The 23,914-nt window shown below is 62.1% G+C and carries 25 protein-coding genes and 1 other RNA gene; 17 read left to right on the top strand and 9 right to left on the bottom strand.

Translation table 11 applies throughout. From position 1 onward, the window contains the following. Nucleotides 1-78 precede the first annotated feature (78 nt). Nucleotides 79-861 carry a histidinol-phosphatase gene (gene hisN, locus DBV08_RS02080; protein ID WP_124566373.1) on the bottom strand — a complete coding sequence of 261 codons (783 nt, stop codon included), beginning with the start codon at nt 859-861 and terminating at the stop codon, nt 79-81. A gap of 19 nt (nt 862-880) precedes the next feature. After that, nucleotides 881-1,375, bottom strand: coding sequence for a carbonic anhydrase (locus DBV08_RS02075; protein WP_124566372.1), 495 nt, complete (start codon nt 1,373-1,375; stop codon nt 881-883). A gap of 134 nt (nt 1,376-1,509) precedes the next feature. Here DBV08_RS02075 and prfB point away from each other — a divergent pair, with 134 nt between their 5' ends. From prfB to DBV08_RS02040, 7 genes are all read left to right on the top strand, one after another. Beyond that, entirely contained in the window at nt 1,510-2,616 is a 1,107-nt protein-coding gene (prfB, locus tag DBV08_RS02070; RefSeq protein ID WP_003942364.1) for a peptide chain release factor 2, read from the top strand. Nucleotides 2,617-2,638: 22 nt separating this feature from the next. Further along, nucleotides 2,639-3,523 (top strand): mechanosensitive ion channel family protein, encoded by an 885-nt coding sequence (locus tag DBV08_RS02065; protein WP_019747849.1) that lies wholly within the window; start codon nt 2,639-2,641, stop codon nt 3,521-3,523. Beyond that, the gene (locus tag DBV08_RS02060; RefSeq protein WP_124566371.1) at nt 3,520-4,005 is read left to right on the top strand and encodes a hypothetical protein; all 486 of its coding nucleotides are present in this window, start codon (nt 3,520-3,522) and stop codon (nt 4,003-4,005) included. Before DBV08_RS02065 ends, DBV08_RS02060 begins: the two co-directional genes overlap by 4 nt. Before the next feature lie 71 nt (nt 4,006-4,076). Further along, the gene (ftsE, locus tag DBV08_RS02055) at nt 4,077-4,757 is read left to right on the top strand and encodes a cell division ATP-binding protein FtsE (protein ID WP_020969258.1); all 681 of its coding nucleotides are present in this window, start codon (nt 4,077-4,079) and stop codon (nt 4,755-4,757) included. A gap of 81 nt (nt 4,758-4,838) precedes the next feature. Next, nucleotides 4,839-5,744, top strand: a complete 906-nt coding sequence (gene ftsX / locus DBV08_RS02050) for a permease-like cell division protein FtsX (protein WP_003942367.1) — start codon at nt 4,839-4,841, stop codon at nt 5,742-5,744. 87 nt (nt 5,745-5,831) lie between these two features. Next, complete coding sequence (gene smpB, locus DBV08_RS02045; RefSeq protein ID WP_003942330.1) at nt 5,832-6,305, top strand: SsrA-binding protein SmpB; 474 nt, start codon at nt 5,832-5,834, stop codon at nt 6,303-6,305. Nucleotides 6,306-6,313: 8 nt separating this feature from the next. Beyond that, nucleotides 6,314-7,171: a DMT family transporter gene (locus DBV08_RS02040; protein WP_075832889.1), complete on the top strand. Its 858-nt coding sequence runs from the start codon at nt 6,314-6,316 to the stop codon at nt 7,169-7,171. 15 nt (nt 7,172-7,186) lie between these two features. Here DBV08_RS02040 and DBV08_RS02035 read toward each other — a convergent pair whose 3' ends face one another. After that, complete coding sequence (locus DBV08_RS02035; protein WP_007731290.1) at nt 7,187-7,771, bottom strand: helix-turn-helix domain-containing protein; 585 nt, start codon at nt 7,769-7,771, stop codon at nt 7,187-7,189. Nucleotides 7,772-7,836: 65 nt separating this feature from the next. Here DBV08_RS02035 and DBV08_RS02030 point away from each other — a divergent pair, with 65 nt between their 5' ends. From DBV08_RS02030 to ssrA, 3 genes are all read left to right on the top strand, one after another. Further along, a complete protein-coding gene (locus DBV08_RS02030; protein WP_124566370.1) occupies nt 7,837-8,796 on the top strand; it encodes an NAD(P)/FAD-dependent oxidoreductase in 960 nt (319 codons plus the stop codon). 20 nt (nt 8,797-8,816) lie between these two features. Beyond that, nucleotides 8,817-10,391 carry an SDR family oxidoreductase gene (locus tag DBV08_RS02025; protein WP_124566369.1) on the top strand — a complete coding sequence of 525 codons (1,575 nt, stop codon included), beginning with the start codon at nt 8,817-8,819 and terminating at the stop codon, nt 10,389-10,391. 66 nt (nt 10,392-10,457) lie between these two features. Further along, nucleotides 10,458-10,828, top strand: a transfer-messenger RNA (tmRNA) gene (ssrA, locus tag DBV08_RS02020). A gap of 75 nt (nt 10,829-10,903) precedes the next feature. On the opposite strand, the gene DBV08_RS32710 is transcribed toward ssrA, so the two are convergent. The 3 genes from DBV08_RS32710 to DBV08_RS02010 are packed head-to-tail and all read right to left on the bottom strand — an operon-like array spanning nt 10,904 to nt 12,903. Next, nucleotides 10,904-11,449 (bottom strand): site-specific integrase, encoded by a 546-nt coding sequence (locus tag DBV08_RS32710; RefSeq protein ID WP_260395252.1) that lies wholly within the window; start codon nt 11,447-11,449, stop codon nt 10,904-10,906. A 6-nt stretch (nt 11,450-11,455) separates the two neighbouring features. Further along, complete coding sequence (locus tag DBV08_RS32705; RefSeq protein ID WP_260395251.1) at nt 11,456-12,160, bottom strand: hypothetical protein; 705 nt, start codon at nt 12,158-12,160, stop codon at nt 11,456-11,458. Beyond that, a complete protein-coding gene (locus DBV08_RS02010) occupies nt 12,160-12,903 on the bottom strand; it encodes a DUF2510 domain-containing protein (protein ID WP_124566368.1) in 744 nt (247 codons plus the stop codon). Before DBV08_RS02010 ends, DBV08_RS32705 begins: the two co-directional genes overlap by 1 nt. A gap of 583 nt (nt 12,904-13,486) precedes the next feature. Here DBV08_RS02010 and DBV08_RS02005 point away from each other — a divergent pair. Further along, nucleotides 13,487-13,954: a hypothetical protein gene (locus DBV08_RS02005; protein WP_124566367.1), complete on the top strand. Its 468-nt coding sequence runs from the start codon at nt 13,487-13,489 to the stop codon at nt 13,952-13,954. Between the two features lie 569 nt (nt 13,955-14,523). Here the strand turns inward: DBV08_RS02005 and DBV08_RS02000 are convergent. The 3 genes from DBV08_RS02000 to DBV08_RS01990 form a co-directional block, all read right to left on the bottom strand. After that, nucleotides 14,524-15,504 carry an alkaline phosphatase family protein gene (locus DBV08_RS02000; RefSeq protein ID WP_124566366.1) on the bottom strand — a complete coding sequence of 327 codons (981 nt, stop codon included), beginning with the start codon at nt 15,502-15,504 and terminating at the stop codon, nt 14,524-14,526. Nucleotides 15,505-15,605: 101 nt separating this feature from the next. Further along, nucleotides 15,606-16,871 (bottom strand): HNH endonuclease signature motif containing protein, encoded by a 1,266-nt coding sequence (locus DBV08_RS01995; protein WP_124566365.1) that lies wholly within the window; start codon nt 16,869-16,871, stop codon nt 15,606-15,608. Between the two features lie 111 nt (nt 16,872-16,982). Continuing rightward, nucleotides 16,983-17,798: a GNAT family N-acetyltransferase gene (locus DBV08_RS01990; protein WP_221621584.1), complete on the bottom strand. Its 816-nt coding sequence runs from the start codon at nt 17,796-17,798 to the stop codon at nt 16,983-16,985. Between the two features lie 53 nt (nt 17,799-17,851). Here DBV08_RS01990 and DBV08_RS01985 point away from each other — a divergent pair, with 53 nt between their 5' ends. From DBV08_RS01985 to DBV08_RS01960, 6 genes are read left to right on the top strand one after another with little or no spacing between them, the layout of a single operon-like run. Continuing rightward, on the top strand, nt 17,852-18,484 hold the full coding sequence (locus tag DBV08_RS01985) for an alpha/beta hydrolase (RefSeq protein ID WP_124566364.1): 633 nt from the start codon (nt 17,852-17,854) through the stop codon (nt 18,482-18,484). Further along, complete coding sequence (locus DBV08_RS01980; RefSeq protein ID WP_095969156.1) at nt 18,481-19,761, top strand: NAD(P)/FAD-dependent oxidoreductase; 1,281 nt, start codon at nt 18,481-18,483, stop codon at nt 19,759-19,761. The genes DBV08_RS01985 and DBV08_RS01980 overlap by 4 nt, the downstream gene beginning before the upstream one ends. After that, a complete protein-coding gene (locus DBV08_RS01975) occupies nt 19,752-20,495 on the top strand; it encodes a DUF1365 domain-containing protein (protein ID WP_124566363.1) in 744 nt (247 codons plus the stop codon). The genes DBV08_RS01980 and DBV08_RS01975 overlap by 10 nt, the downstream gene beginning before the upstream one ends. Further along, a complete protein-coding gene (locus DBV08_RS01970; RefSeq protein ID WP_124566362.1) occupies nt 20,492-21,781 on the top strand; it encodes a cyclopropane-fatty-acyl-phospholipid synthase family protein in 1,290 nt (429 codons plus the stop codon). Before DBV08_RS01975 ends, DBV08_RS01970 begins: the two co-directional genes overlap by 4 nt. Then, nucleotides 21,778-23,094, top strand: a complete 1,317-nt coding sequence (locus tag DBV08_RS01965) for a cyclopropane-fatty-acyl-phospholipid synthase family protein (RefSeq protein ID WP_124566361.1) — start codon at nt 21,778-21,780, stop codon at nt 23,092-23,094. Before DBV08_RS01970 ends, DBV08_RS01965 begins: the two co-directional genes overlap by 4 nt. Continuing rightward, on the top strand, nt 23,091-23,894 hold the full coding sequence (locus DBV08_RS01960) for a DUF1295 domain-containing protein (RefSeq protein WP_124566360.1): 804 nt from the start codon (nt 23,091-23,093) through the stop codon (nt 23,892-23,894). Before DBV08_RS01965 ends, DBV08_RS01960 begins: the two co-directional genes overlap by 4 nt. The last annotated feature ends 20 nt before the right edge of the window (nt 23,895-23,914 follow it).

Below are 23,914 nucleotides of genomic sequence, written 5' to 3'. Positions count from 1 at the left end.
CCGAATCCTGCCGACGGGCCTGACGGGACTCCTCCCTCGGACCCTTGCGACGGGTGGGATGTTCTGGTACGCGGTTGGTTACCTCAGGCGAGCAAGTACGTCCTCGTGCAGCAGTCCGTTGGTGGCGACCGCGCTCCCGCCGTGCGGACCCGCGCCGCCGTCCAGATCGGTGAACGCGCCGCCGGCCTCACGGACCAATACGTCGAGCGCTGCCAGATCCCACAGGGAAACCTCGGGTTCGGCAGCAATGTCGACGGCACCCTCGGCCACGAGGCAGTAGGAGAAGAAGTCCCCGTAACCGCGCACGCGCCACACATGGTCGGTGAGTTCGACGAACTGATCGCGAATTCCGCGGTCCTTCCACCCGGAGAGGCTCGAGAAGCTCAGGCTCGCTGATTCGCTGCGGTCGACGGCGGATACCCGGATCGCCCGAGCGTCACCGTCTCCGAAAGACGTATGTGCGCCCAAACCTGTTGCCGCCCACCATCGTCGATTCAGTGCGGGTGCGCTCACGACGCCCACAACCGGTACACCGTCCTCGAGCAAGCTGATCAGCGTGGCCCACACCGGCACGTTGCGGACGAAGTTCTTGGTCCCGTCGATGGGGTCGACCACCCACTGCCTGCCCTCGAAGACTACGTCGCCGCCGAATTCTTCCCCCAGAACGGAATCTGCAGGGCGATGCTCACCGAGCGTCGCGCGCACTGCTCGCTCGACAGCCAGGTCGGCGTCGGAGACGGGGGTGAGGTCCGGCTTGTCGTCCACTCGAAGATCGAGTGCGCCGAAGCGGGCGCGAGTGATCGCGTCAGCCTCGTCGGCGATACGGAGGGCGAGTGCGAGGTCGGATGCGCGATCGGTCACGGGTACACAACCTACCTGCTCAAGCGGGGAGGACCTCGTTCAGCTTTCCGGTGGCGACGTCGAAGACGAATCCGCGTAGGGAGGTCGTCGCGGTGACGAACGGACTGTTCTCGATACGCTTCAACGACTGACGAACGTCCTCGTCGATGTCGGGGAACGATTCGGCAGCCCAGTTGGGTTTGATGCCGATCTCGTCCTGGATGGATCGCTTGAAGTCGTCGTCGGTGAACGTCAGCATTCCGCAGTCGGTGTGGTGGATGAGGATGATCTCGGTGGTTCCCAGCAGACGCTGGCTGATGGCCAGGGAACGGATTTCGTCGTCGGTGACGACTCCACCCGCATTGCGGATGACGTGCGATTCACCTTCCTTGATTCCCAGCACCCGATAGACGTCGAGACGGGCGTCCATGCACGCGAGAACGGCAACGTGTCGGCTGGGTGGGAGGGGGAGCGGTCCGGTGAACTGCTCGGCGTAGGCGGCGTTGTTCTGCAGGTATTCGTCGGTGACAGTCATCGTTCCAGTAGGTTCCCTCGGAGGGACGTTGGCAAGGCTTCCAGTCCCGGTGATCCCAATACGTGACGGACGGGGCGAGCCGAGAGGGTGACGCACGGCAGAGCCCAGGTCGGCACCCGGTAGCCTTGAGAACCGTGCATCCCGACGTAATTGCAGACCTGAACGCCCTCGACACCACCCTTCGCACCTGCGAATCGGTTGTGGACGTCGAGGAGCTGCGCCGACGCATCGACGAGCTCGAGCACCAGGCAGCCGACCCGGGTCTGTGGAACGACCAGGAACACGCCCAGCAGGTCACCAGCCAGCTCTCCCACGCTCAGGCCGAACTGCGCCGGATCGTGGCACTGCGCGAGCGACTCGACGAGATGCCGATCCTCTACGAACTGGCAGAAGACGAAGGCCCTGACGCAGTGGCCGATGCCGACGCCGAACGGGCCAGCCTGCGTGACGACATCGCGGCGATGGAAGTCAAGACCATGCTCTCGGGCGAGTACGACGAGCGCGACGCACTCATCAACATCCGCTCGGGTGCCGGCGGTATCGACGCTGCCGACTGGGCCGAGATGCTCATGCGCATGTACATCCGCTGGGCGGAGAAGCACGACTACGGCGTCGAGGTCTACGACACGTCGTACGCCGAAGAGGCCGGACTCAAGAGCGCGACGTTCGCGATCAAGGGCCCGTACACGTACGGCACGCTGTCCGTCGAGATGGGCACCCACCGGCTCGTTCGCATCAGCCCCTTCGACAACCAGGGGCGTCGCCAGACGTCGTTCGCCGAGGTCGAGGTCCTGCCCGTCGTCGAGACCACCGATCACATCGAGATCAACGAGAACGACATCCGCGTCGACGTCTACCGCTCGTCCGGTCCCGGTGGACAGTCCGTGAACACGACGGACTCCGCTGTTCGACTCACACACATCCCGACCGGAATCGTCGTCACCTGTCAGAACGAGAAGTCGCAGCTCCAGAACAAGGTGTCGGCGATGCGCGTCCTGCAGGCCAAGCTGCTCGCGGTCAAGCGTCAGGAAGAGCGCGCCGAGATGGATGCGCTCAAGGGCGACAGCGGCAGCTCGTGGGGTAACCAGATGCGCTCCTACGTTCTGCATCCGTACCAGATGGTCAAGGACCTGCGTACCGAGTACGAGGTCAACAACCCGTCGGCAGTGCTCGACGGCGACATCGACGGGTTCCTCGAGGCCGGCATCCGCTGGCGCATGAGCGAGAACCAGTCCGCATAGCGTTCGGATACCGAAAGGCACGATGACTTTACTCAGACCTGGGCAGAACCTGCTCGATTGGCTTCAAACCACCGGTTTGTCCGTCCTCATGACCGTGCTCGGCGCGATGATTCTCGCCCGGCTGGTCAGTTGGGGAGGCAACAAGGTCACCGACCAGATCGACTCCAACTATCAGTTGGGCGATGCGCTGGTTCGCTCCGAGGCGACCAAGCATCGTCACTCGGTCGCGCAGGTGATCACCTGGGTGGTCATCACGTTCATCTACGTGATCGCGACGCTGAAGGTTCTCGACCAACTGAACCTGCCGATCGGAAGTCTCGTGGCGCCGGCAACTGTTCTCGGTGCGGCGCTCGGTTTCGGTGCTCAACGCGTCGTGCAGGACATCCTTGCCGGCTTCTTCATCATCACCGAACGCCAGTACGGTTTCGGTGACACCGTCCGGCTTGCGATCACCGGCTCCTCCGACGACGCCGAAGGCGTTATCGAGGACGTGACCCTGCGCGTGACGCGGATGCGAAACTCCGACGGCGAGGTCATCACCGTTCCCAACGGCCAGATCGTGAAAGCGACCAACCTGTCCAAGGATTGGGCGCGCGCCGTCATCGACGTGCCGGTTCCGGCGACCGCGGACCTCACCCGAGTCAACGAGGTGCTTCGCCAGGTCGGAGTCGACGCGATGGCCGACCGTGGACTCAAGAAACTTCTGCTCGACGAGCCCACCGTCATGGGCGTCGAAAGCCTCGAGGTCGATCAGGTCAACGTGCGGATGGTCGCGCGAACGCTCCCTGGCAAACAGTTCCAGGTCGGACGCGCTCTTCGTGTCCGCGTCGCCGCGGCACTGCGACGTCAGGGGATCACGGTGTCACCGGATCTGCACACCGCACGGACCGAGGAGGCGAGCGAATGACCGATCAGGAACCGCGCCGCGGACTCGACCGACTGTTTCACCTGGACTGGCTTCCGTCACGGCTCTTCGGTGGCCGGATGCGAACGTCGACCTTCATCCTCATCGTGGCGTGGCTGGCGACGTATCTGTTGCATACGTACCTCAATCCTGAGGAACAGCCCGCAGCCACACCGCCGCCCAGCGTGGACACGTCGCAGACCGAACCGTACGTCGCTCCGTCGGTCAAACCGTCGACGACGACCCCCGTGCCGTCCTCGACCGAGCCGACGACCACATCCGAGACTCCGTCCTCGGAATCGAGCACGGGCAGTTCCGGTTCGCCGACGCCGACGTCGGGTCCCGCGCCTGCTCCGGGAAACGCCGAACAGTCGGCAACCACAGTGCCGACCACTCCGGCGACGACGACCGTCCCGCAACCTGGCGCGGCAATGCAGGCACCGACGTCGGTGCCGCAGTCACCTGAGACCACCGGTACCGGATAAGGACGAGGCTCGTCGCGCGTGGCGCCAAGGTCACCGTTAGATAACGGCTAGACTGGCTAGTTGTGATCAGCATGAAGAATGTGTCGAAGTCCTACAAGGCCTCCACCAGGCCGGCGCTCGACAAAGTCAGTGTGGAGGTGGAGAAGGGGGAGTTCGTCTTCCTCATCGGCCCCTCCGGCTCTGGCAAGTCGACGTTCATGCGATTGCTGCTCAAGATGGAGTCGCCCACGTCCGGCGATATCGAGGTCGCGGATTTCCACGTCAACAAGCTGGCGGCTCGCCGTGTGCCGAAGCTTCGTCAGAGCATGGGCTGTGTGTTCCAGGACTTCCGGTTGCTTCAGCAGAAGACGGTCTCCGAGAACGTGGCCTTCGCCCTGGAGGTCATCGGCAAACCCCGCAACGTCATCGCGCGCACTGTGCCCGAGGTCCTCGACATGGTCGGTCTGGCCGGAAAGGCCGATCGACTGCCCACCGAACTTTCCGGCGGTGAGCAGCAGCGCGTCGCCATCGCCCGCGCATTCGTGAACCGCCCGCTCGTGCTGCTCGCCGACGAGCCCACCGGCAACCTGGACCCCGAAACGAGCCAGGACATCATGCTGCTGCTCGAGCGGATCAACCGCACGGGTACCACCGTCGTGATGGCGACCCACGACCACCACATCGTCGACTCCATGCGTCGACGCGTCATCGAACTCGATCTCGGCAAGGTGACCAGAGACGAAGCGCGGGGTGTGTACGGCGTCGGCAGGTAGCGCCGACTACGACCACACGTCCCGTACGCCCACCGGTTGTCGTGAAACAACCGGCCTCTCGAAAAGGAATCGGATTCCCCGATGCGCGCCAGCTTTATTTTCAGCGAAGTCCTGACCGGCCTACGCCGCAACATCACGATGACCATCGCCATGATCTTGACGACGGCGATCTCCCTCGGCCTCTTCGGCGGTGGTCTGCTGGTCGTGCAGATGGCAGGCAAAACCCAGCAGATCTTCCTCGAACGCGTCGAGGTGCAGATCTTCCTGACCGACGACATCTCCTCTGCCGATCCCGGTTGCGAGCAGGAGATCTGCAGTTCGTTGCGCAAGGAACTCGAGCAGACGCCGTCCGTCGTCGCCGTTCAGTACCTCAACCGCGAAGACGCCGTGAAGGACGCCACCGAGCGCGTGTTCAAGGACCAGCCCGAGCTGGCAGCGCTGGTGAGCCCGGACAGCTTCCCGGCGTCGTTCAAGGTCAAGCTCAGTGACCCGGAGCGATTCGGCGTCATCAACGACACCTTCGGTTCGCGGCCCGGCGTCGAGAGTGTGCTCAATCAGCGCGAGTTGGTGGACCGACTCTTCAGCGTGCTGGGCGGAGTGCGCAACGCAGCGTTCGCGATCGCGATCGTCCAGGCGATCGCGGCCATCCTGCTGATCGCCAACATGGTCCAGATCGCGGCGTTCACGCGTCGTACCGAGGTCAACATCATGCGATTGGTCGGCGCGACGCGGTGGTACACCCAGCTTCCGTTCCTCCTCGAAGCCGTCGTTGCGGCCTTGATCGGTGCGGTGCTCGCCATCGCCGGACTGTTCACGGCGAAGAACGTCTTCATCGACGGGGTCCTGTCCGACGTCTACGAAGCCAACATCGTGGCGCGGATCTCCAACAGTGACGTGCTGTTCGTCTCGCCGATCCTCGTGCTTGCCGGTGTCGGTATGGCCGCGGTGACGGCGTACGTGACGCTGCGTCTGTACGTCCGCGAATAATCGGTTTGCACGAGCTTCTATGCTGGAACTGTATTTGACGGTAAGACAGTATTCGACAGCAAGACAGCGGACTGAGAGGCCCGGACAGTGAAGGAAAAGGGCCGCAAGGTCATTGCGACCAATCGCAAAGCACGTCACAACTACACGATCATCGACACCTACGAGGCCGGTATCGCGCTCGTCGGGACCGAGGTCAAGAGTCTGCGCGAAGGCAAGGCGTCGCTCGTGGACGCGTTCGCCACCGTGGACAACGGCGAAGTGTGGTTGCGCTCGTTGCACATTCCCGAGTACACGCAAGGCACGTGGAACAACCATTCGCCGCGTCGTACCCGAAAGCTCCTGCTGCACAAGCGTGAGATCGAGCACCTCGTCGGCAAGACCCGCGAGGGAAACCAGACACTGGTCCCGCTGTCGATGTACTTCAACGACGGCAAGGTCAAGGTCGAACTCGCACTGGCAAAGGGTAAGCAGGACTACGACAAGCGCCAGGACATGGCCAAGCGCACCGCCGAGCGCGAGGTGACCCGCGAGCTCGGTCGTCGTATCAAGGGCATGCGCTGACCTCCATCCTGCTTGCCCTCGTGGCGGCAGTTGCCTACGGAGTCAGCGACTTCGTCGGCGGAGTTGCGTCACGACGAGTTGCCGCACTCCGTGTGGTGATCGTCTCGTATCCGCTCTCGCTCGTGATTGTTCTGATCGCAGCACCTTTCGTTTCCGGCACGCTGACGCTGAACGGTTTGATCTGGGGCGCGATCGCGGGCGTCACGAGTGGTCTGGCGGTGTGGTGGTTCTATCTCGCCTTGGCGACCGGACCTATGTCTGTGGTCTCACCGCTGACAGCTGTTCTGGTGGCGGGTATTCCGGTGCTCGTCGGATTCGCCTTCGGCGAGCGGCCGGGGCTGATCGCGTACCTGGGTATCGCCGTCGCGCTGGTCGCCGTCGTACTGGTCAGCCGCGAGTCGCCTGACGACACCGCGGGTGAGGTTGCCGGCGGAATCACTCTCCGCTTCACCAGACAGGTGGCGCTTCTGACGGTCGGAAGCGGTGGTGCATTTGCACTCTCGTTCATCGCACTTCACCAGATCGGCGAGGGCAGCGGGCTGTGGGCGTTGGCCGTGTCGCGGGGCGCCGCGACCGTCGTGGTGTGGTTGGTCGCGCTGGCGGCCGGTCACTTCGTTCTCCCACGAGGTGAGCCACTCAAGCTCGCGGTGTACGTCAGCGTCCTCGACGTCGTCGCGAACGGGACGATGATCTACGCCTTCCAAGGTGGAATGCTTTCACTGGTCAGCGTAATCGGTTCGCTGTATCCGGCTGCGACGGTTCTGCTCGCCATGGTGATGCTGGGCGAGCGGGTAAGCCGCGTGCAACAAGCGGGAATGCTGTTGGCGCTGGCGGCAGTCGGCATGATTGCCGTTGCGGGCGCCTGACTCGGTCCTGGCAGTTCAACCGCGTCTGTCGGCCGGCGCTGCGCGTAGGTGAACACGCTCGCCCTGCTTCCCGAAGAGACTGATCGCCTCGGCAGGTCGGCCGTCGGCAGCGCTGATGCGGTGCGGAATGTGGGTGTCGAACTCGGCGGCCTCGCCTGCCCCCATGATGAAATCGCGGTCGCCGAGTTGGAGTCTGATGCGCCCTGACAGAACGTAGACCCACTCGTAGCCCTCGTGGGATCCCGGCTCGCGATCGTCGTCGGTGGGGGAGATGATCATCTTGTAGGCCTGGAGGTTGCCGGGCTGACTCGTCAGCGGAATGACCGTCATGCATCCGACCGTTCGCGGTTCTTCTCGAACGCGGGGGTCTTTGATCTTGCTGTTCACCAGGTCGTCCAACGGGACGCCGTGTGCCTTGGCGATCGGCAGTAGAAGCTCCAAGTTGGCTCGGCGAGTGCCGGATTCGAGTCTCGACAGTGTGCTGACGCTGATGTCGGTGGTCTCCGACAGGTCGGCCAGGGTCATGTCGGACTGCTGGCGCAACGCACGTAGGCGAGGGCCGATGCCGGCTAGAACGGCTTCGAACGATGTTTCGGTCATGGATCTATTTTGCCAAAGTGGCAACAGTGTTTGTCAAGAACGCGATCTCTTGTCATTCTGGATTCATGACGCAGAACTCATTCGACGTAGCAGTAATCGGAGCCGGCGCGGCAGGGCTGAACGCCGCACTCATCCTTGGTCAGGCACGCAGGTCCGTGATCGTCTTCGACAACGGATCACCACGGAACGCGGCCGCCGATCACATGAACGGATTCCTCTCCCGCGACGGCATGAACCCCGCCGAATTGCTGACCATCGGCCGAGGTGAAGTCCGCAAATTCGGCGGCGAGTTCCATGACGGCACAGTCGTCTCCGTGACACGGGACAGTGAGGATCTTTCGGCCGATTTCTCCGTCGAACTCGCTGACGGCAGCAAGATTCAGGTGCGCAAAGTCCTTGTTGCCACAGGTCTGACGGACCGTCTGCCGGTCGAGCTCGAAGTCTTCGGCGAGCGTTGGGGCCGCGATGTGTTGCACTGCCCGTACTGCCACGGGTACGGCGTGCGTGATCAGCCGCTTGGCGTGATCGCCAAGAGTGCGGAATTTGCGATGCACCAGGCGCTCATGGTTCGCCAGTGGTCCGACGACGTGGTTCTCTTCCTCCATCGAATCACCGAACTGGGTTCCGAGGACCGGGAAAAGCTTGCAGCTCGCGGTATTTCGATCGTCGAGGGTGAGGTCGCCGGTCCCGTCGTCGAGGACGATCGGTTGGTGGGCGTGCGTTTGGCCGACAGCACTGTGGTCGCGCGTTCGGCGGTCTTTGTCGGTGGCGCCCTCACGATGGACCCCAACGATGCGATCTTGCGCGCATTCGGCGCATCGCGCGCCGAGACGATGATGGGCGATTTCGTGACGGTCGACATGATGGGGGCCACAAGCGTGCCCGGGGTGTTCGCCGCGGGCAACGTCGTCGACCCAGGTGCCCAGGTCATCATGGCCGCGGCCGCCGGGGCGAAGGCCGGAGCGGGCATCAACATGATGTTGGCCAACGACGACCTCGAGGTTGCACTCGCGCTTCGCAGTTGAATTCTGCGTAGCGTGGGGTGATGGACGCAGTGAGAGTGTTGATCACGGGTGCGACCGGATACATCGGCGGCCGTCTTGCCCCTCGCCTGGTCGAAGAGGGCCATCATGTGCGTGTGGTGGTGAGAAGCCCCGAGAAACTACGCGATGTGCCCTGGCATGATTCGGTGGAGATCACGCGTGGGGATCTGACCGACAGTGATTCCCTCTCAGGTGTTTTCGACGATATCGACGTGGTCTACTACCTCGTTCATGCCATGGGTGGGGGAGGCTCGTTCTCCGATATCGACAAGCAGAGCGCGCAGAACGTGGCCGCCGCTGCGCGCGATGCGGGGGTGCGCCGGATCGTCTACTTGGGCGGGCTTCATCCGTCCGATCGGGAGCTGTCGACTCACCTGCAGTCTCGGCTCGAAGTTGGTCGGATCCTGCTCGACTCCGACGTTCCGACGGTTGTGTTCCAGGCCGGCGTGGTGATCGGATCGGGATCGGCGTCGTTCGAAATGGTGCGCCACTTGACCAATCGACTTCCGGTGATGACCACACCCAAGTGGGTGCACAACAACATTCAGCCGATCGCCGTGCGTGACGTACTCCACTACTTGATCGCAGCCGCGGCGACGACGCCGGAGGTCAACCGCGCCTTCGACATCGGTGGGCCCGATGTCATGCAGTACGGCGAGATGATGAACACCTACGCCGACGTCGCAGGACTGGTACGCCGACGCATCCTCGTCCTGCCCGTCCTCACCCCGCGTCTGGCCGGTCACTGGGTGGGATTGGTCACGCCGATCCCGCGGGGTCTGGCGATGCCGCTGATCGAATCACTGCAGAACGACGCGGTGATGCACGATCACGACATCGACGACTTCATCCCGCCTCCGGCCGGTGGCCTCACGCCGTACCGGGAAGCAGTGCGTTTGGCGCTTCGCAAGATCGAGACCGGTGAGGTGGAGACGGCGTGGTCCGGTGCAACGATCGCGGGCGCTCCATCCGACCCTCTTCCATCCGACCCGGATTGGGCCGGCGAAGCCGTCTACGTCGATCATCGCGAACGTGACTGCTCGGCGGATCCGAAAACCCTGTGGTCGGTGGTCGAGTCGATCGGCGGCGAGAATGGTTGGTATTCATTCCCTTTGGCGTGGGCCATCCGGGGGTGGATGGACCGGGCGGTCGGCGGGGTCGGACTTCGCCGGGGTAGACGGGATCCACGTCGGCTCAACACCGGTGAAGCCCTGGACTTCTGGCGGGTCGAAGAAATCGATCGAGGTAAGTTGCTCCGACTGCGCGCCGAGATGAAGGTCCCGGGCGGAGCATGGTTGGAGTTGCGAGTGTCGGAAGGTCCGGCGGGTGCGGATGGACGGCCGGTGGGTTCGCATCTCGATCAGCGTGCGGTCTTCTTCCCTCGCGGGCTGGCCGGCCGGGCGTACTGGTACTCGATCCTGCCTTTCCACGGAGTCGTCTTCCAGGGGATGATCACCAACATCACCGGTGCTGCTGAGCATGAGATGGCTGCGGTGCAGGAAACGGCTGCAGTTCAGGAAACGGCTGGGGTGCAGGACACGGCTGGGGTCCAGGACACGGAAAGTGCCGCCGATTAATTGGTATGACTTCCGAACTTCGGCGCGTTATAGTGAATAGCCCCACGAAAGACGCGGGGCACACACGGGGCTGAACGGTTTCGACTGCGTGTGTTGAGTTAGGGGAAGCGTGTCGGTGCAGGCAAGAGACCACCGTAAGCGTCGCTGCAAACCTATAAGCGCCGATTCCAATCAGCGCGACTACGCTCTCGCTGCCTAAGTAGCGAAGCGTGTCTGTCAGCCCGGGGTTGCCCTCGACCCGGTTCCTGGCATCAGCTAGAGGGCTTTACTGTTCGGCTCGGTCACGGAGTCGGATGGGACATCAAACAGTGACTGGGATCGTCATCCTGGCTTGTTCGCGAGACTGGGAGATCCAAGTAGAGACTTAGCGAACTGCACACGGAGAAGCCCTAGCGATTCAACGTAGGACCCGGGTTCAATTCCCGGCAGCTCCACAAAGAGGCAGGTCAGACACTCGAAACAGGGTGTTGGGCCTGCCTCATTTTTTGTGTCCGAAACAGGTCACTGTCCACTTACGCTCCACTTTCGCGCCCCGGCTTCTTCCCTGAAACCGCAGCATCCAGCGCGTCCGCAGCAGCAGTATGCACCTTCCCTCGACCGAAGTACACGTCCTGCGTCATGCTGACCTGAGCGTGCCCGAGCTGGTCCGCAGCCTGCCGGGCAGTTAAGCCTTTCTCGTCGAGGATCGTCGCGACGCTCTTGCGGAAGGTGTGTGAGGTGACCCATTCCAAGTCCACGGCGGCCCGGATCTGACGCCACCGACGACCGACCGTCTCCGGATCCAGAATTGTTCCCGCCAAGGACTCGAATACGTACACCGGTTCTTGACGGCGTCCGCGAAGCATGGTTATAACGAACGCTGGCAGCGGAAGGTCTCGGTCGTCGCCGGCCTCCGACTTCGTCCGGTCCTGTCGCACCAGTCCTTCGCCGCGGATCCGGACGATCTGGCCTGTCACTGCGACTGTCTTGGTGTCGAGGTTGATGTCTTGCCAGCGGATCGCGAGTAGTTCACCGATGCGGCAGCCGGTAGCAGCGAACATTGTGATGATGTCGGCCATGTCGTTCTACGCACAAAACTTCGCAACAGTCGGGATGTCAGTGGAAGAAGTTTTCTGCCCGCGAGCGAGCTGGTACGGCGCCAAGATGACTGGGCACGGCACATCTGAGGTACGAAGGTCCCGAAGTAGCGCAGCCAACGATTCGGGGTCCAATGACCGTGCCCGCTTCTTTCGTTTCCCTGCGATCGAGGTGAGCTCGCGGATCGGGTTGACCGGGATTGCGTTGTAGCGGACAGCGATCTTGAACATGCCGAGCAGGATGGTGCGGTTCTTCCTGGTGGTCGGCACACCACGATTGACGGCCACGTCCTGAACGAACGAGTCGAGCGCTTGGGTGGTGACTTCCCGGATCTGTAAGTCGCCTAGGCGTTGAAGGATGTGCTTGGACTGTCGCCGGTAGTCCTTCAACGTGTTCTCGGCTTTGCCTTGGGTGATGAGTTGTGTTTCTAATTCGGTCCACAGGTAGTGGACTGAGCTGGTTCCGGTGATTTGGCCGGCGGCTTGGACGTGTTGGGTTTTGAGTGATTCGAGCAGGGTGCGTTCGGCGACGGCGCCGTGTTCGTCGCGGATGCCGAAGGGTGTTTGTTTGGTGGCTTGGCGGCGTTTGCCGTCTTCGTCACGTACCCAGCATGTGGCGACCCACCGCCCGTCTGGGAGTTCTCGGCGGCTGATCTTCCCGTGCTGACCCACAGATAGTCGGGGCCGAGGCATCAGTTTCCGCCAGAGACGTTTCGGTTGATGACGCTGACCATGATGCAGTCGGATACAGCAGATCCGAACTCGTCGCCTGCGCTGATGTCGAGCAGCTTTCGTCCATCAGGTAGGGCAGTACGTCTGCGTGCGTCACTCGATAGCGAGAAGAGCATGCCGTCGCTTTGCGCCCATATGTCAGCGCTCGACACTCGGGTGCCTGCGGAGTCCACGATGTTCGCGCCGATGTAGGCGACATCTTTGCGGCCGTAGACCATGAACACATTTTCAAGGTGTCTGTCGGCTTCGATAAAGGACGCATCGATCTGGTCAATTACCGATTGCGCTGGAGTCTTGCATGTGGCCGGCAGTGGCTTCGAGGTTTGCGCGGCGACGGGCAGGGTGGTCGAACTGGGTACTGCGGATGTCGTTAGCGGGGTGGCCGCAGCACCAGCGGTTGTCGTACGGGCTGTTGTGGTTGTGCGAGCTGCCTGCGTGGTCGTTGTTTCGGCTGCTGCGGTTTCAGTGTCGTCGCTGCTGAAGTCGATGCTCTTGAAGATGGCGATGCTCGCTACCGCAGCGATGATGATGCCAATGGCGACGAGCTGACGCTTTCGATCTTTCTTCTGCTCGGGCGTTTCCAGTGTCGGGGTCTGCGCGGCGGGCATGGGTTGTGTCGCGCTGGTCCATTGTTGACCGTCCCAGTAGCGGAGCTGCCTATTGTCTTCGGGGTCGGGATGCCAGCCGGCCGGGGGAGTGCTCATTGTGTGGGCCTTTCAGTTGGTGGATGCGATGCGTCGTTGGATGTATGCGTGTTCTTGCGGCGGTAGTCGTTCGATACGTGATTTGAACACAGGCAGTGTGACCCAGAAGGCTTAGGCGGCGTGATCGGTGATCCGCTGTTCATGCTCGATGAGTGCTAGCGCAGGATTGTGCCACTGGCATTAGACGCTGAGCGGTTCGGAGTCGGTGGCGCGATGGTTGCAGGCGCCGGTCGAGCTGGAGTCCGCTCCGGGGCCAGCGTTCGATGCATTCGATTCTTTTCGAGGTTCACGAACTCCGTTTTTAGGTTTGCGAGGTGGGCTCTGAGGTCCTGCCACGGAGTCAGGCGCGTCATGGTAGTGGATTGTGAGGTAAGGCATCTATAAAAACAGAATAATTGACAAATCTGAGGCGTCACCTTGAGACTCGCGGCCGGCGGCGCCGGTCCCACTCTGGCAGGCACAATCACCGTCGCTTGATCAAGCCCATCCATTCCGGGTAGTCGTTGATCGGCCCGCAAAGGACTCAATGTAAATTGGCTCGGCATGCACCGACTCGGTGAAACTACGGCGAAATGAGTTCTGAGTGTCAGACGTGAATGGCATCGTTGCAATTGTCGTGGGTGTTGTAGCTGCAGCCTCGTCGATAGTTGTGGGGTTGATTGGTGCGCGACAGAATCGGCGTGACGACCGAGACAACATTCGGCGAGATGTCGAACTGTTGGCATTGCTCCCAGAGGACCTTCCGGCGCACCTGATGATGAAGGATGAAATAGACAGAGCAGTCCGAGAGTTGGTGTCCAAACACAACTTGGCGTATCACCGATTCATGTCACTCTTCAGCCTGTCCTTGGGAGCGGGAGCGATGGCCGCCTTAGCAGTTATCAGTGTGGCCAAACAACCCGATGGCATAGAGGATGTGCTGGCTGGCGTTGCAATTGTGTGCATTTTCGTTGCTGTATTTAATATTGCAGCGCGAGGAAGGCAACTGAATAAGGAGGAACAACGGCTGGCAGCGAAGTACCCGCAGCCATCTAATTCTTCAAGTTCCTAGTGTCCGGCATTGGTGATCTCCTTTCTATTGCTATCCAGGTCTAATATTGTCGCCGATATGAAGAACCAAACCTGCCTGCACTGCGATAAGCGCGGGGGAAGTGCGCCGTGACGGATCCGAGTGGACTAATGACAGAACTCGTCCTTGGAAGTTCTTCGAGCACGAACTCGAAGACCGACGTGGGGATTCCTACATCCGGACGGGCTGCCCAGGCTCGGGATGAAAATAATTGGGTGCCACGAGAAGATTGTAATGTTGTAAACTGAGATTCCTCACTATAGAACCCCCGCCGCTTTGCAAGGGTTCTTAGTACCCGTAGAAAGGTGGGGAGATCCGAACGCCCGAACGCGCCGGAGTTGACCCGCAAACCGACCGCCGGCACAACCGCAAGTAATCGATCGATCGTGCGAGGATTGTAGTTAAGTAGTCACAGCTACTCACCACTGTAGGATCCGGGTTCAATTCCCTGCAGCTCCACAACAGGTCGGGCCGGAGAGCACACGCTCTCCGGCCCGACCTTTTTGCTGTCTTGCTGCGGCACTCTGCTGAGCGCCCGCGACTTTTTGCGATCAGGAGCCGAAGAATCCCAGGTCGGCCGAGCCGACGAAGCCGGGAGCTTCCTTGGCCAGCGGCTTACCGTCCAGATCGGCAGGCAATGCAACGCCCAGGCTTTGGAGGATGGTCGGTGTGATGTCGGCGATCGTGTACGCGTCGGTGGCCTTGCCGGCCGCGTATCCCGCACCGCGTGCAATGACGAATGTCGTTGCTTCCGCCGGCGTCTGGCCACCGTGCCCTCCGGCAGGCTTGTGGCCGTGATCCGCAGTGACCAGAACCGTCCACTTCTCACCGGTCTTCGCGGCGCGTTGATCAACAGCATCGATGATCTTGCCCACCTGAGCGTCGACCGAGGCAATGGACTCTTCGTACGCAGCGCCGTTGGTGCCGCCGCTGTGCCCCGCGCCGTCCACCTGATCGAGTTGGGTGAAGATCAGGTCAGGTCCCTTGTCGGTGATGTCGCGGGCGACGGCGTCAGCGGTCGCAGCATCGGTGGCCGCTCCGGACCCTGCATCGGCAGTGGTGACGACAACGTCGGCTTTCGGCGTGCCGCTGGAGGCGATGTTGTCGATGCCATCCCAGGTGGAGATCGACTCGGTGAGCAGAGATGGCTGTGCTGTTTCCAACCGTGTGAACACGCTCGGATAGAGGTCGAAGCGGGCACCCGCGTACGTGTTGTCCTTGACACCGTGCTTGGTGTCCCAGACTCCGGTCAGGATGGTCGACCACGACGGTCCGGAGATGGTGGTGTGGCCGAGGATGGAAGATTCTCCGCTGGTTCCTTCGGCGATCAGCTTCTGGAGACGGGGAGCATCGGCGGTCTTGATGTGGCTGAGCATAGTGCCGTCAAGGCCGATGACAACTGTCTTCTCGGCGGCCGACGGATTGATGTCAGACGATCCGGGAATTGCTGCGGCAGTTGCGGTTCCGGCAGCAACAGCGCCGGCGAGGAGGAGTGTGATAGCTGCTGAGGTGCGTGCGATTTTCTTGGTCACGCTAAAGATATTGCGATAGGACTAGACCAATTGCACTACCTGAATGCGAGGGTTGTCCGATTGTTCACGACGGATTCAGATTGGACTAGACCAATGTTTGCTCACGCGGCCCAGCCGTCGAGGATGACGCTGACCGCGTGATCGAGGTGGAGGGGCTCTCCGCCCCACGCCGGCACGATCGCGTCGTCGGGCACGTCCCCGCGCAATAGGTCATCGGCGAACCCCTCGGTTGGCGGTGCTGGGTCGATGACGCCGCCGCCGGCATAGCGAAACTCGAACTTCTGCTCGCCGAGTGCAGAGATCGTGAACAGGCCGTCGTGCAGCGCGCGGTGGCAGGTGCCGCAAAGCATGATCAAATTGTCCAAGTCCGTATTGCCGCCGCGTCCCCAGAATTTCACGTGATGTGCGTGCAGGAAGCGGGTCCGTCCGCATCCTGGTGTGCGGCAGCATCCGTCGCGGTAATTCAATGCCAACATCTGTTTGGCACTGACGACGCGGGTCCGCCGGCCCAGATTCAGAACGCATCCATCCTTTGTTGTTCCCAGGCGAAGCTTGGCAATGCAGAGCACTTCCTCGGCATCGTTTTCGGAGAGGGCGGGCCCGCTAGGAATGCGGACAGAGTCCGCTTCGTGGAAGAACACAACTTCGTTCGCGGCGGCCTTGGATGTGCGGTCTGCGGCCGCGGCGGTGGCGAGCTCAGCCATTGCGACGAGGCCCGGCCCGATGTTTCCGACGGGGTTCTTGGTGGCTGTCTCGTCGGCGGGGACGGTGGCGGTGGTTCGAGTGCGTTCACGTTCCGCCAGAGCTAACGCTGCGAGGATTCGGGCGCCGTCCTGCGCAGGCAGGCGTCCTTTGATGACGAACTCGCCCGTATCCGAGTCCCAATGCCAGCGGACTTGAAGATGTGCGGGCGCTTTGGTTTTGCCGGATTCGTTGTCGGTTGCTTTACGCAGGCCGGCAGCGAGACGATCGATCTGGGCTGCGGGCGCCTCGCAGCCGAACCGAACCATCTGCTTCTCGTTCGAAGGTGTCGTGACTCGGGTGAGTGCGCGAACCTTCGAGTACGACAGGCGGCCTTGTTCGAACGCCTTCCGCATCTCTGGCAATGATCGGAGTGCTTTGGCGACGCGAACATATTCGCGGCCGGTGTGCAGGCTCATTCCGCACTTCCATGACAGCCAGTGGGCGCAGGAGTGAAGTCCAGGGCCGGTCCAGCCGCGGTCTTCGTCGAATTTTGCGAGGAGGGTGAGGAATCGGGCGGTGGCTGCAGCGATCTGGCCGGCGAGGGCGCAGATTTCCGTGCCGAGTTGCTCAACGCCGTCTCGGGTGGAACTCCGAGTTTCTTCGTCGATCAGTGTTGCGTTCATGACTTGCCCCCCGGCCTGTCTCCGACGTCAATTCGAATGTACGTTCGATATTAGAGGTGGGTACCGACACACACTTCCGAACGGGGTCCGAAAGCGTCCCCGCGGGGACGTCTAACGGCTGCCGATCGAGTACTCGGTGTAGGTTCCGACGTCCTCGAAGCCGAGGTTTCGATAGAGCTGTGCGCCGTCGCTGGACGCCTGAAGTACGGCGGTTCGGGCACCTCGCTCGCGGGCGATGTCGAGTGCGGCAAGGGTGACCGCCGAGCCGAATCCGCGTCGGCGAGCCGTTTCGAGCGTGACGACGCCGTACAGTCCGGCGACGCCGGCCGCAAAATGGACCTCGGCTCCGGCGACGGGCTGGGAGTTCGCGTACCCCACGACGAATGAACTCCGCGAACGCTCATCGAGAGCGGCATCGGCGGTGTCTTCGAAGAAACCGATAACTGCGGCTGAGGGCGGCGACCAATTGGCGGCCATCACGGCGGCATAGTCGGCGAGCTGAGAACGGGTAGTCACCTGATGAACGGAGAGTTCTGGGACAGCCGTCGGATACGGGACGACCTCAAGTCCCGCCGTCATCGCTCGTTCTTCCTCGGAGCGCAGACAGCCGAGGGAGGACAGGCGAGCCCCGAGGTCAGAGGGATTGTCGCGGGGGCCGGTCCACCAGGAGAACGGACGTCCGGTTGCTCGAATCGAGGCGAGGATGTCGATCAGTCGCCGATCTTCGGGCCCGTCGGCAGGTACGGCGAAGCGAGCACCAGCGATGATGTTGAACGTGTCGTCGGCGAGGCCGCTGTCTGCGACGACAACATCTGTAGTGACCGTGACCGATGCAGTCGGCAAGTGTTCATGCAGGTGGCAGGCATGGGAAACCAAGTTGGCGTCCATGGCGTCGAGGACGTCACCGACGAGTGCTTCATGATTCACAAAAGAAATTCTACGAACCCCATCCAAATGGTTTTCGGCTCCGAATGCCATGCATGACGCCCAACCGACGGCAACAGCAGGACGGTGACCAGCACCTGGTGGTGCTCGTGCTGCCTGGAGGTAAGGTCTCGAGCCATCGCCCGGCCAGGGCCTGGCATCTGTCCAACCTTCGGATGCGCCCGTTCACCGCTCAGCTTCGCCGCTCCGGTGTGAAAGCGGTGCAGGCTCGCTATCGGGTTCGTGGTTGGAATGGTGCCGAGCGCAGTCCGGTCGCCGACGCTCGCGCCGCACTCGACGCGATAACGAAACGCAATTCACAAGCTCAGGTGATTTTGCTGGGGCACTCGATGGGCGGGCGGGTCGCCGCCGATCTGTGTGGCGATCCGGCGGTCGTCGGTGTGGTTGCGCTGGCGCCGTGGTGGCCCGATGGAACGTCGGTGAATCTGCGTTCGGACACACCACTGGTTGTGCTCCACGGCACGGCCGACTCATGGACCGATCCGGCAGCGTCTCGTCGGAAAGTTGACGGACTGCAGAAGTCGGGTAAGTGCGCTGAATGGATCGGCATCGACGGCGCAGGCCACTTCATGTTCCGCCGCGTGGCGACCTGGCATCGCCTCGTCGCCGAGGCAGTCGCAGAAATCAGACGCGGGGTAACCGCAACGAAGACGGGAGAACGACGATGAGTTCGGACAAGCGCAAGGTGGCCGTCGTCGGTAGTGGGGTCGCAGGTCTGACAGCGGCGTGGGTGCTGAGTAAGGACAGTGACGTCACCCTCTACGAAGCGGATTCACGGCTCGGTGGGCACGCGGACACCCATTCGGTCACCGACCCGGAAGGGCGAAGCCTCGCCATCGACACGGGGTTCATCGTTCACAACGATCGCACCTACCCGACATTGTTGCGATTGTTCGCAGAACTCGATGTGCCTACGCAGGAATCGGATATGAGTATGTCGGTCAGGTGTGGGGGTTGCGGGCTCGAGTACTCGGGAGGCCAAGGGTTGCGCGGCGTTCTGCCGACGCCGGGGCTGCTGGTGAATGGCAGTTTTCTGTCGATGTTGATGGAGGTCAAGCGCTTCCATCGCCGTGCCCGCGCCTTGCTCGACAACACGGATCCGTCGACACCCGACCAGACACTGGGAGTGTTCCTGCGCAGTGGACGGTTCTCCGACTACTTCACCGCTCACTTCATGACTCCGCTCGTGTCGGCAGTCTGGTCCTGTGATCCCGGCTCGGCGCTGAAATATCCCGCGCGATACCTGTTCTCGTTCCTCGATCACCACGGAATGCTGAGCGTCACCGGATCGCCGACCTGGCGAACAGTCACCGGTGGATCGGGCGAATACGTTCGCCTGGTTGCCAAGAGCATCGGCGATATCCGTCTGAACACGCCGGTTCGCGCCATCCACCGATTCGACGATCGCGTCGACATCCGCGACGGCGACGACCAGATCCAGACCTTCGACGCAGTTGTCGTCGCAACGCATCCGCAGCAAGCGCTGAAGATCTTGGCGGATCCGACGCCTGCCGAATCCCAGGTCCTCGGCGCAATGCCGTACTCCGTCAACCACACCCAACTTCACACCGACGAAAATGTGCTGCCCGGCAACACCAATGCGCGCGCGTCGTGGAACTACTACATCCCTGAATGCAACGCGAAGCCGGATCACGTTCTGGTCAGCTATGACATGACGAGGTTGCAGCGACTGCCGGAGACCGGTCGGCGCTACCTAGTGACCTTGGGGGGAGACGAAATGGTGTCTCCGGACTCGGTGATCGATCAGATGACCTACGAGCATCCGCAGTACACACCCACCTCCGTCGCCGCTCAAGCGCGGCTTCCCGAGTTGGACTCGGACGTGCTCGCGTTTGCCGGTGCGTACCACGGATGGGGCTTCCACGAGGACGGTGCACTGTCCGGCCTGCGCGCCGCCGAACGCGTCGGAGGTCGGTGGCCGTGACCACACCCATCACGCCGTCCATCGTTCATACGAGCATCCGTCACGTACGAACGGAGCCGTTGCACAACGAGTTCGAGTACCGAAGCTACAGCTGGCTCGTCGACGTCGACGATTTGCCCGAGCTCCCGAAGGCTCTGCGACCCTTGGCGACATTCGACGCCGGGGATCACCTCGGCGACCCCACTCGATCGATTCGTGCCAACGTCGAGACGTTTCTGGCAGCCAACGGGGTGGAGTTCGCAGGCGGCCGCATCCTCATGCTTGCGAACGCACGTGTTCTCGGCCATGTGTTCAACCCGCTGAGTGTGTTCTGGTGTCTGAACGACGACGGCAGTCAGCGGTGCGTCGTTGCAGAGGTTCACAACACCTACGGCGAGCGACACTGCTACCTGCTCGAAACCGACGAACGTGGCGGGGCTCGCACGTCCAAAGAGTTCTACGTCTCTCCGTTCAACGATCTGGACGGCGAGTACCGGATGCGACTTCCGCTACCCGACACCGCGCTCGCGCTCTCGATAGTTCTGGCCCGTGACGGCAAGGCTCCATTCGTGGCCACGGTGTCCGGTCGTTGTGTGCCGGCGACGACGCGCGAGATCGTCCGCAGTGCGCTCGCCATCCCGCTGGCTCCGCTCCGAGTCGCCGCGCAGATCAGATTTCAAGGAATCCGCCTGTGGGCCAGGCGCTTACCCATCGTTCCCCGACCGCAACATCACCCGCAGGAGGCAGTGCAATGACCACAACCACTCTCGGCACCGAACCTTCCGCTCACACGATCGAAACCGAGCGGTGGCCGGGCGTCGCCACAGTGCCGAGCGGGCTCAAAGTGCGGGTTGCATCACCGGTTGCCCGCGCCCTGTTCCACAAGGCGGTAGCGCGTTTGCCACTGCGCGTCCAGATGCCCAACGGTGAGTTCTCCGGTGGCGGTAGCCCCGATTCGCCGTTGATGGTCATTCACCGCCCGGACGACTTCGCTGCTCGCGTGGGTGACAGTGGTTTGATCGGATTCGGCGAGTCGTACATGGCGGGCGATTGGGAAGCCTCCGACCTCACCGCGGTCCTGGAAGTCTTCGCCTCCCGTGTGGCGACGCTGATTCCTGACTTCCTGCAGCGGCTACGAGGCCTCTACATTCCGAAGCAGCCTCGCAGTGAGCGGAATTCGACGCAGAACACGCGCTCGAACATCTCCAGGCACTACGACCTCTCGAACGAGATGTTCGAGCTGTTCCTCGACGACACCATGACGTATTCCAGTGCTCTCTTCGAGGATCTGTCGGTAGGAGCTACCCCGTCGTGGGACGTGTTCGCAGCGGCCCAGCATCGGAAGATCGATCGCCTGCTGGACGGCGCGGGTGTCGGTCCAGGTTCGCGAGTGCTCGAAATCGGCACAGGCTGGGGAGAATTGGCGATACGAGCAGCCCAGCGCGGAGCAACGGTGCGCTCGGTGACATTGTCGGTCGAACAGCAGGAATTGGCAGCGAAACGAATAAGCGCTGCGGGACTGGCAGATCGCGTTCAGGTCGATCTTCTCGACTATCGGCAAGTACAGGGGGAGTACGACGCCGTCGTATCGGTCGAGATGATCGAGGCTGTCGGCCACCAGTACTGGGGAAGCTACTTCCAGTCGATCGACGCCCTGCTGGCGCCGGGTGGACGCGCAGCGATCCAAGCGATCACCATGCCGCACGATCGAATGCTCGCGACCCGCAACACCTACACCTGGGTGCACAAGTACATCTTCCCCGGCGGATTTCTCCCGTCGGTGCGGGCGATCGAGGATGTGACAGAACGCATGACAACCCTCCGGGTGCGTGAGCGGATGTCGATGGGCGATCACTACGCGCAGACGTTGCGACTGTGGGACGAGCGTTTCAGTGCTCGCACCGACGAGGCGTCCGCGCTCGGATTCGATGCGGTGTTCGCGCGCATGTGGCATTTCTACCTCTGCTATTCCGAGGCGGGTTTTCGCTCGGGTTATCTCGACGTCCAGCAAATTGTTCTCGATCGGAGGAACCAGCGATGACTGCCACGATGGATCGAACGACGCACGGTACCGGCGTTGCAGGTCGTCTCTCGGACATCCTCAGTCCACTTGTCGGCGGCGAGCTTCCGGTGCGGTTGACGGCATGGGACGGCAGCACAGCAGGCCCGGACGATGCTCCGAAAGTGACGCTCTACAGCCCGAACGTGTTGCGACGCTTGCTCTGGAATCCCGGCGAGTTGGGGGCAGCGCAGGCATATGTGCTCGGTGAACTCGACGTCGAAGGCGATCTCGGCGATGCGCTGACGCATGTGTGGAAGGTGGCTGCCGAGCGGGGACTCGGGTCGATCACCCCCACACCGTCGCTCGTCCTGGGTGCAGTCAAGGCTGCGCGATCCTTCGGTGCTTTCGGGAGACCTCTGGCTCCACCGGCGTCGCAGGCTCAGGTGAAGGGTCGCTTGCACAGTCTCGCGCGCGACCGCGCGGCAATTGGGCACCACTACGATTTGTCGAACGATTTCTACCAACTGATCCTCGATGACAACATGGCCTACTCCTCGGGCTATTGGACTTCCGATGCACCGGACTACACACTCGAAGATTCACAGACGGACAAGCTGGACCTGGTGTGCCGCAAGGTCGGTCTCGATCGAGCGCGAGGCTTGCGGTTTCTCGATGTCGGCTGTGGCTGGGGCTCGCTGAGCCTGCACGCGGCGCGGGAGTACGGCGCTCGGGTCGTCGGTATCACGATCTCGGCGGAGCAGAAGGCTTTTGTCGACGCGAAGATCCGCGCACTCGGTTTGGAAGACTGGGTCGAGATCCGCCTCCAAGATTATCGAGAGATTCCCGACGGTCCTTTCGATGCGGTCGCGTCGATCGAGATGGGTGAGCACGTCGGGGAGGACAACTATCCGACGTACGTGAAAGCGCTCCACGACAACGTGATTGCCGGTGGCCGTGTGCTGATTCAACAGATGTCACGCACCGGCGCGCATCCCGGGGGAGGCCCGTTCATCGAGTCGTTCATCGCGCCGGACATGTACATGAGACCGGTGGGCCGCACCGTTGCGATGATCGAGGAAGGCGGACTCGAAGTCCGTGACGTCCACGCCCTGCGTGAGCACTACGTGCGGACCGTGGACGCGTGGATCGAGACCTTCGAATCGAACTGGGATCGCGTCGTGGATCTCGTCGGCGTCGAGGTCGCTCGGGTGTGGCGCCTCTACCTCGTCGGCGGCGGAATGGCATTTCGGGACGGCCGGATGGGCGTCGATCAGATTCTGTCGGTCCGGCCGCATGGTGACGGTCGATCGGGTATGGATTCGGTTCGGCCGCAGTGGGTGTCGCGGCGATGAACGGATTCGACTGGGGCGCATTCGGAGTGGTCACGCTCACGAGTCTGCTGGCGATCGCCGTCGGAATGGCAGTGACAGCGACGATCGGTGTACGGATCGGGCGCCACAATGTCGTCGACGTGTCGTGGGGCGCCGGCTTCGTTCTGATTGCGCTCGTGTCCGCGATAGTTGGAACCGGCGACCTCTGGCGCCGGTTTCTCATGCTTGCGCTGGTGGCGATCTGGGGTCTGCGGTTGGCGACGCACATGGCGATCCGATCGCGAGGCAAGGGTGAAGATCCGCGGTACGAAGAAATGCTCGGACGAGCGACGGGTAGCCGAACGCTGTATGCGCTCCGCAAGATCTATCTCACGCAGGGGTTTTCGTTGTGGTTCGTCTCCCTGCCGATCCAGGTCGCAGCAGTATCGAACGGCAGCTTCGGACTTCTTGTCGTACTCGGTATCGCGCTGTGGATAGTCGGCGTCACGTTCGAGACGGTTGGCGACCGACAGATGGAGGAGTTCAAATCCGATCCGGGCAGCCGTGGCCACATCATGGATCAAGGTTTGTGGGCGTGGACACGGCATCCCAATTATTTCGGCGACGCGTGCGTCTGGTGGGGGATCTTCCTCGTCTCGGCTTCCGTGTGGCCGGGGGTGTTGACCGTTCTCTCTCCGATCGCCATGACGTACTTCCTGGTCTTCGCCACCGGAGCGCGGTTGCTCGAGCGACACATGGAACAGCGTCCGGGTTATCGCGAGTATCAGCAGCGGACAAGCTACTTCATTCCTCGCCCGCCGAAAGCCCGCTCCGGGACGTAGGCTCTTTCGCGTGAGGCCAG

The sequence above is a fragment of the Rhodococcus sp. KBW08 genome (genome assembly GCF_003852455.1).
Classification (GTDB): Bacteria; Actinomycetota; Actinomycetes; order Mycobacteriales; family Mycobacteriaceae; genus Rhodococcus_F; species Rhodococcus_F baikonurensis.
The sequence above is the reverse complement of the archived record's forward strand: the minus strand, read 5'-3'. Positions and strand labels throughout refer to the sequence as shown.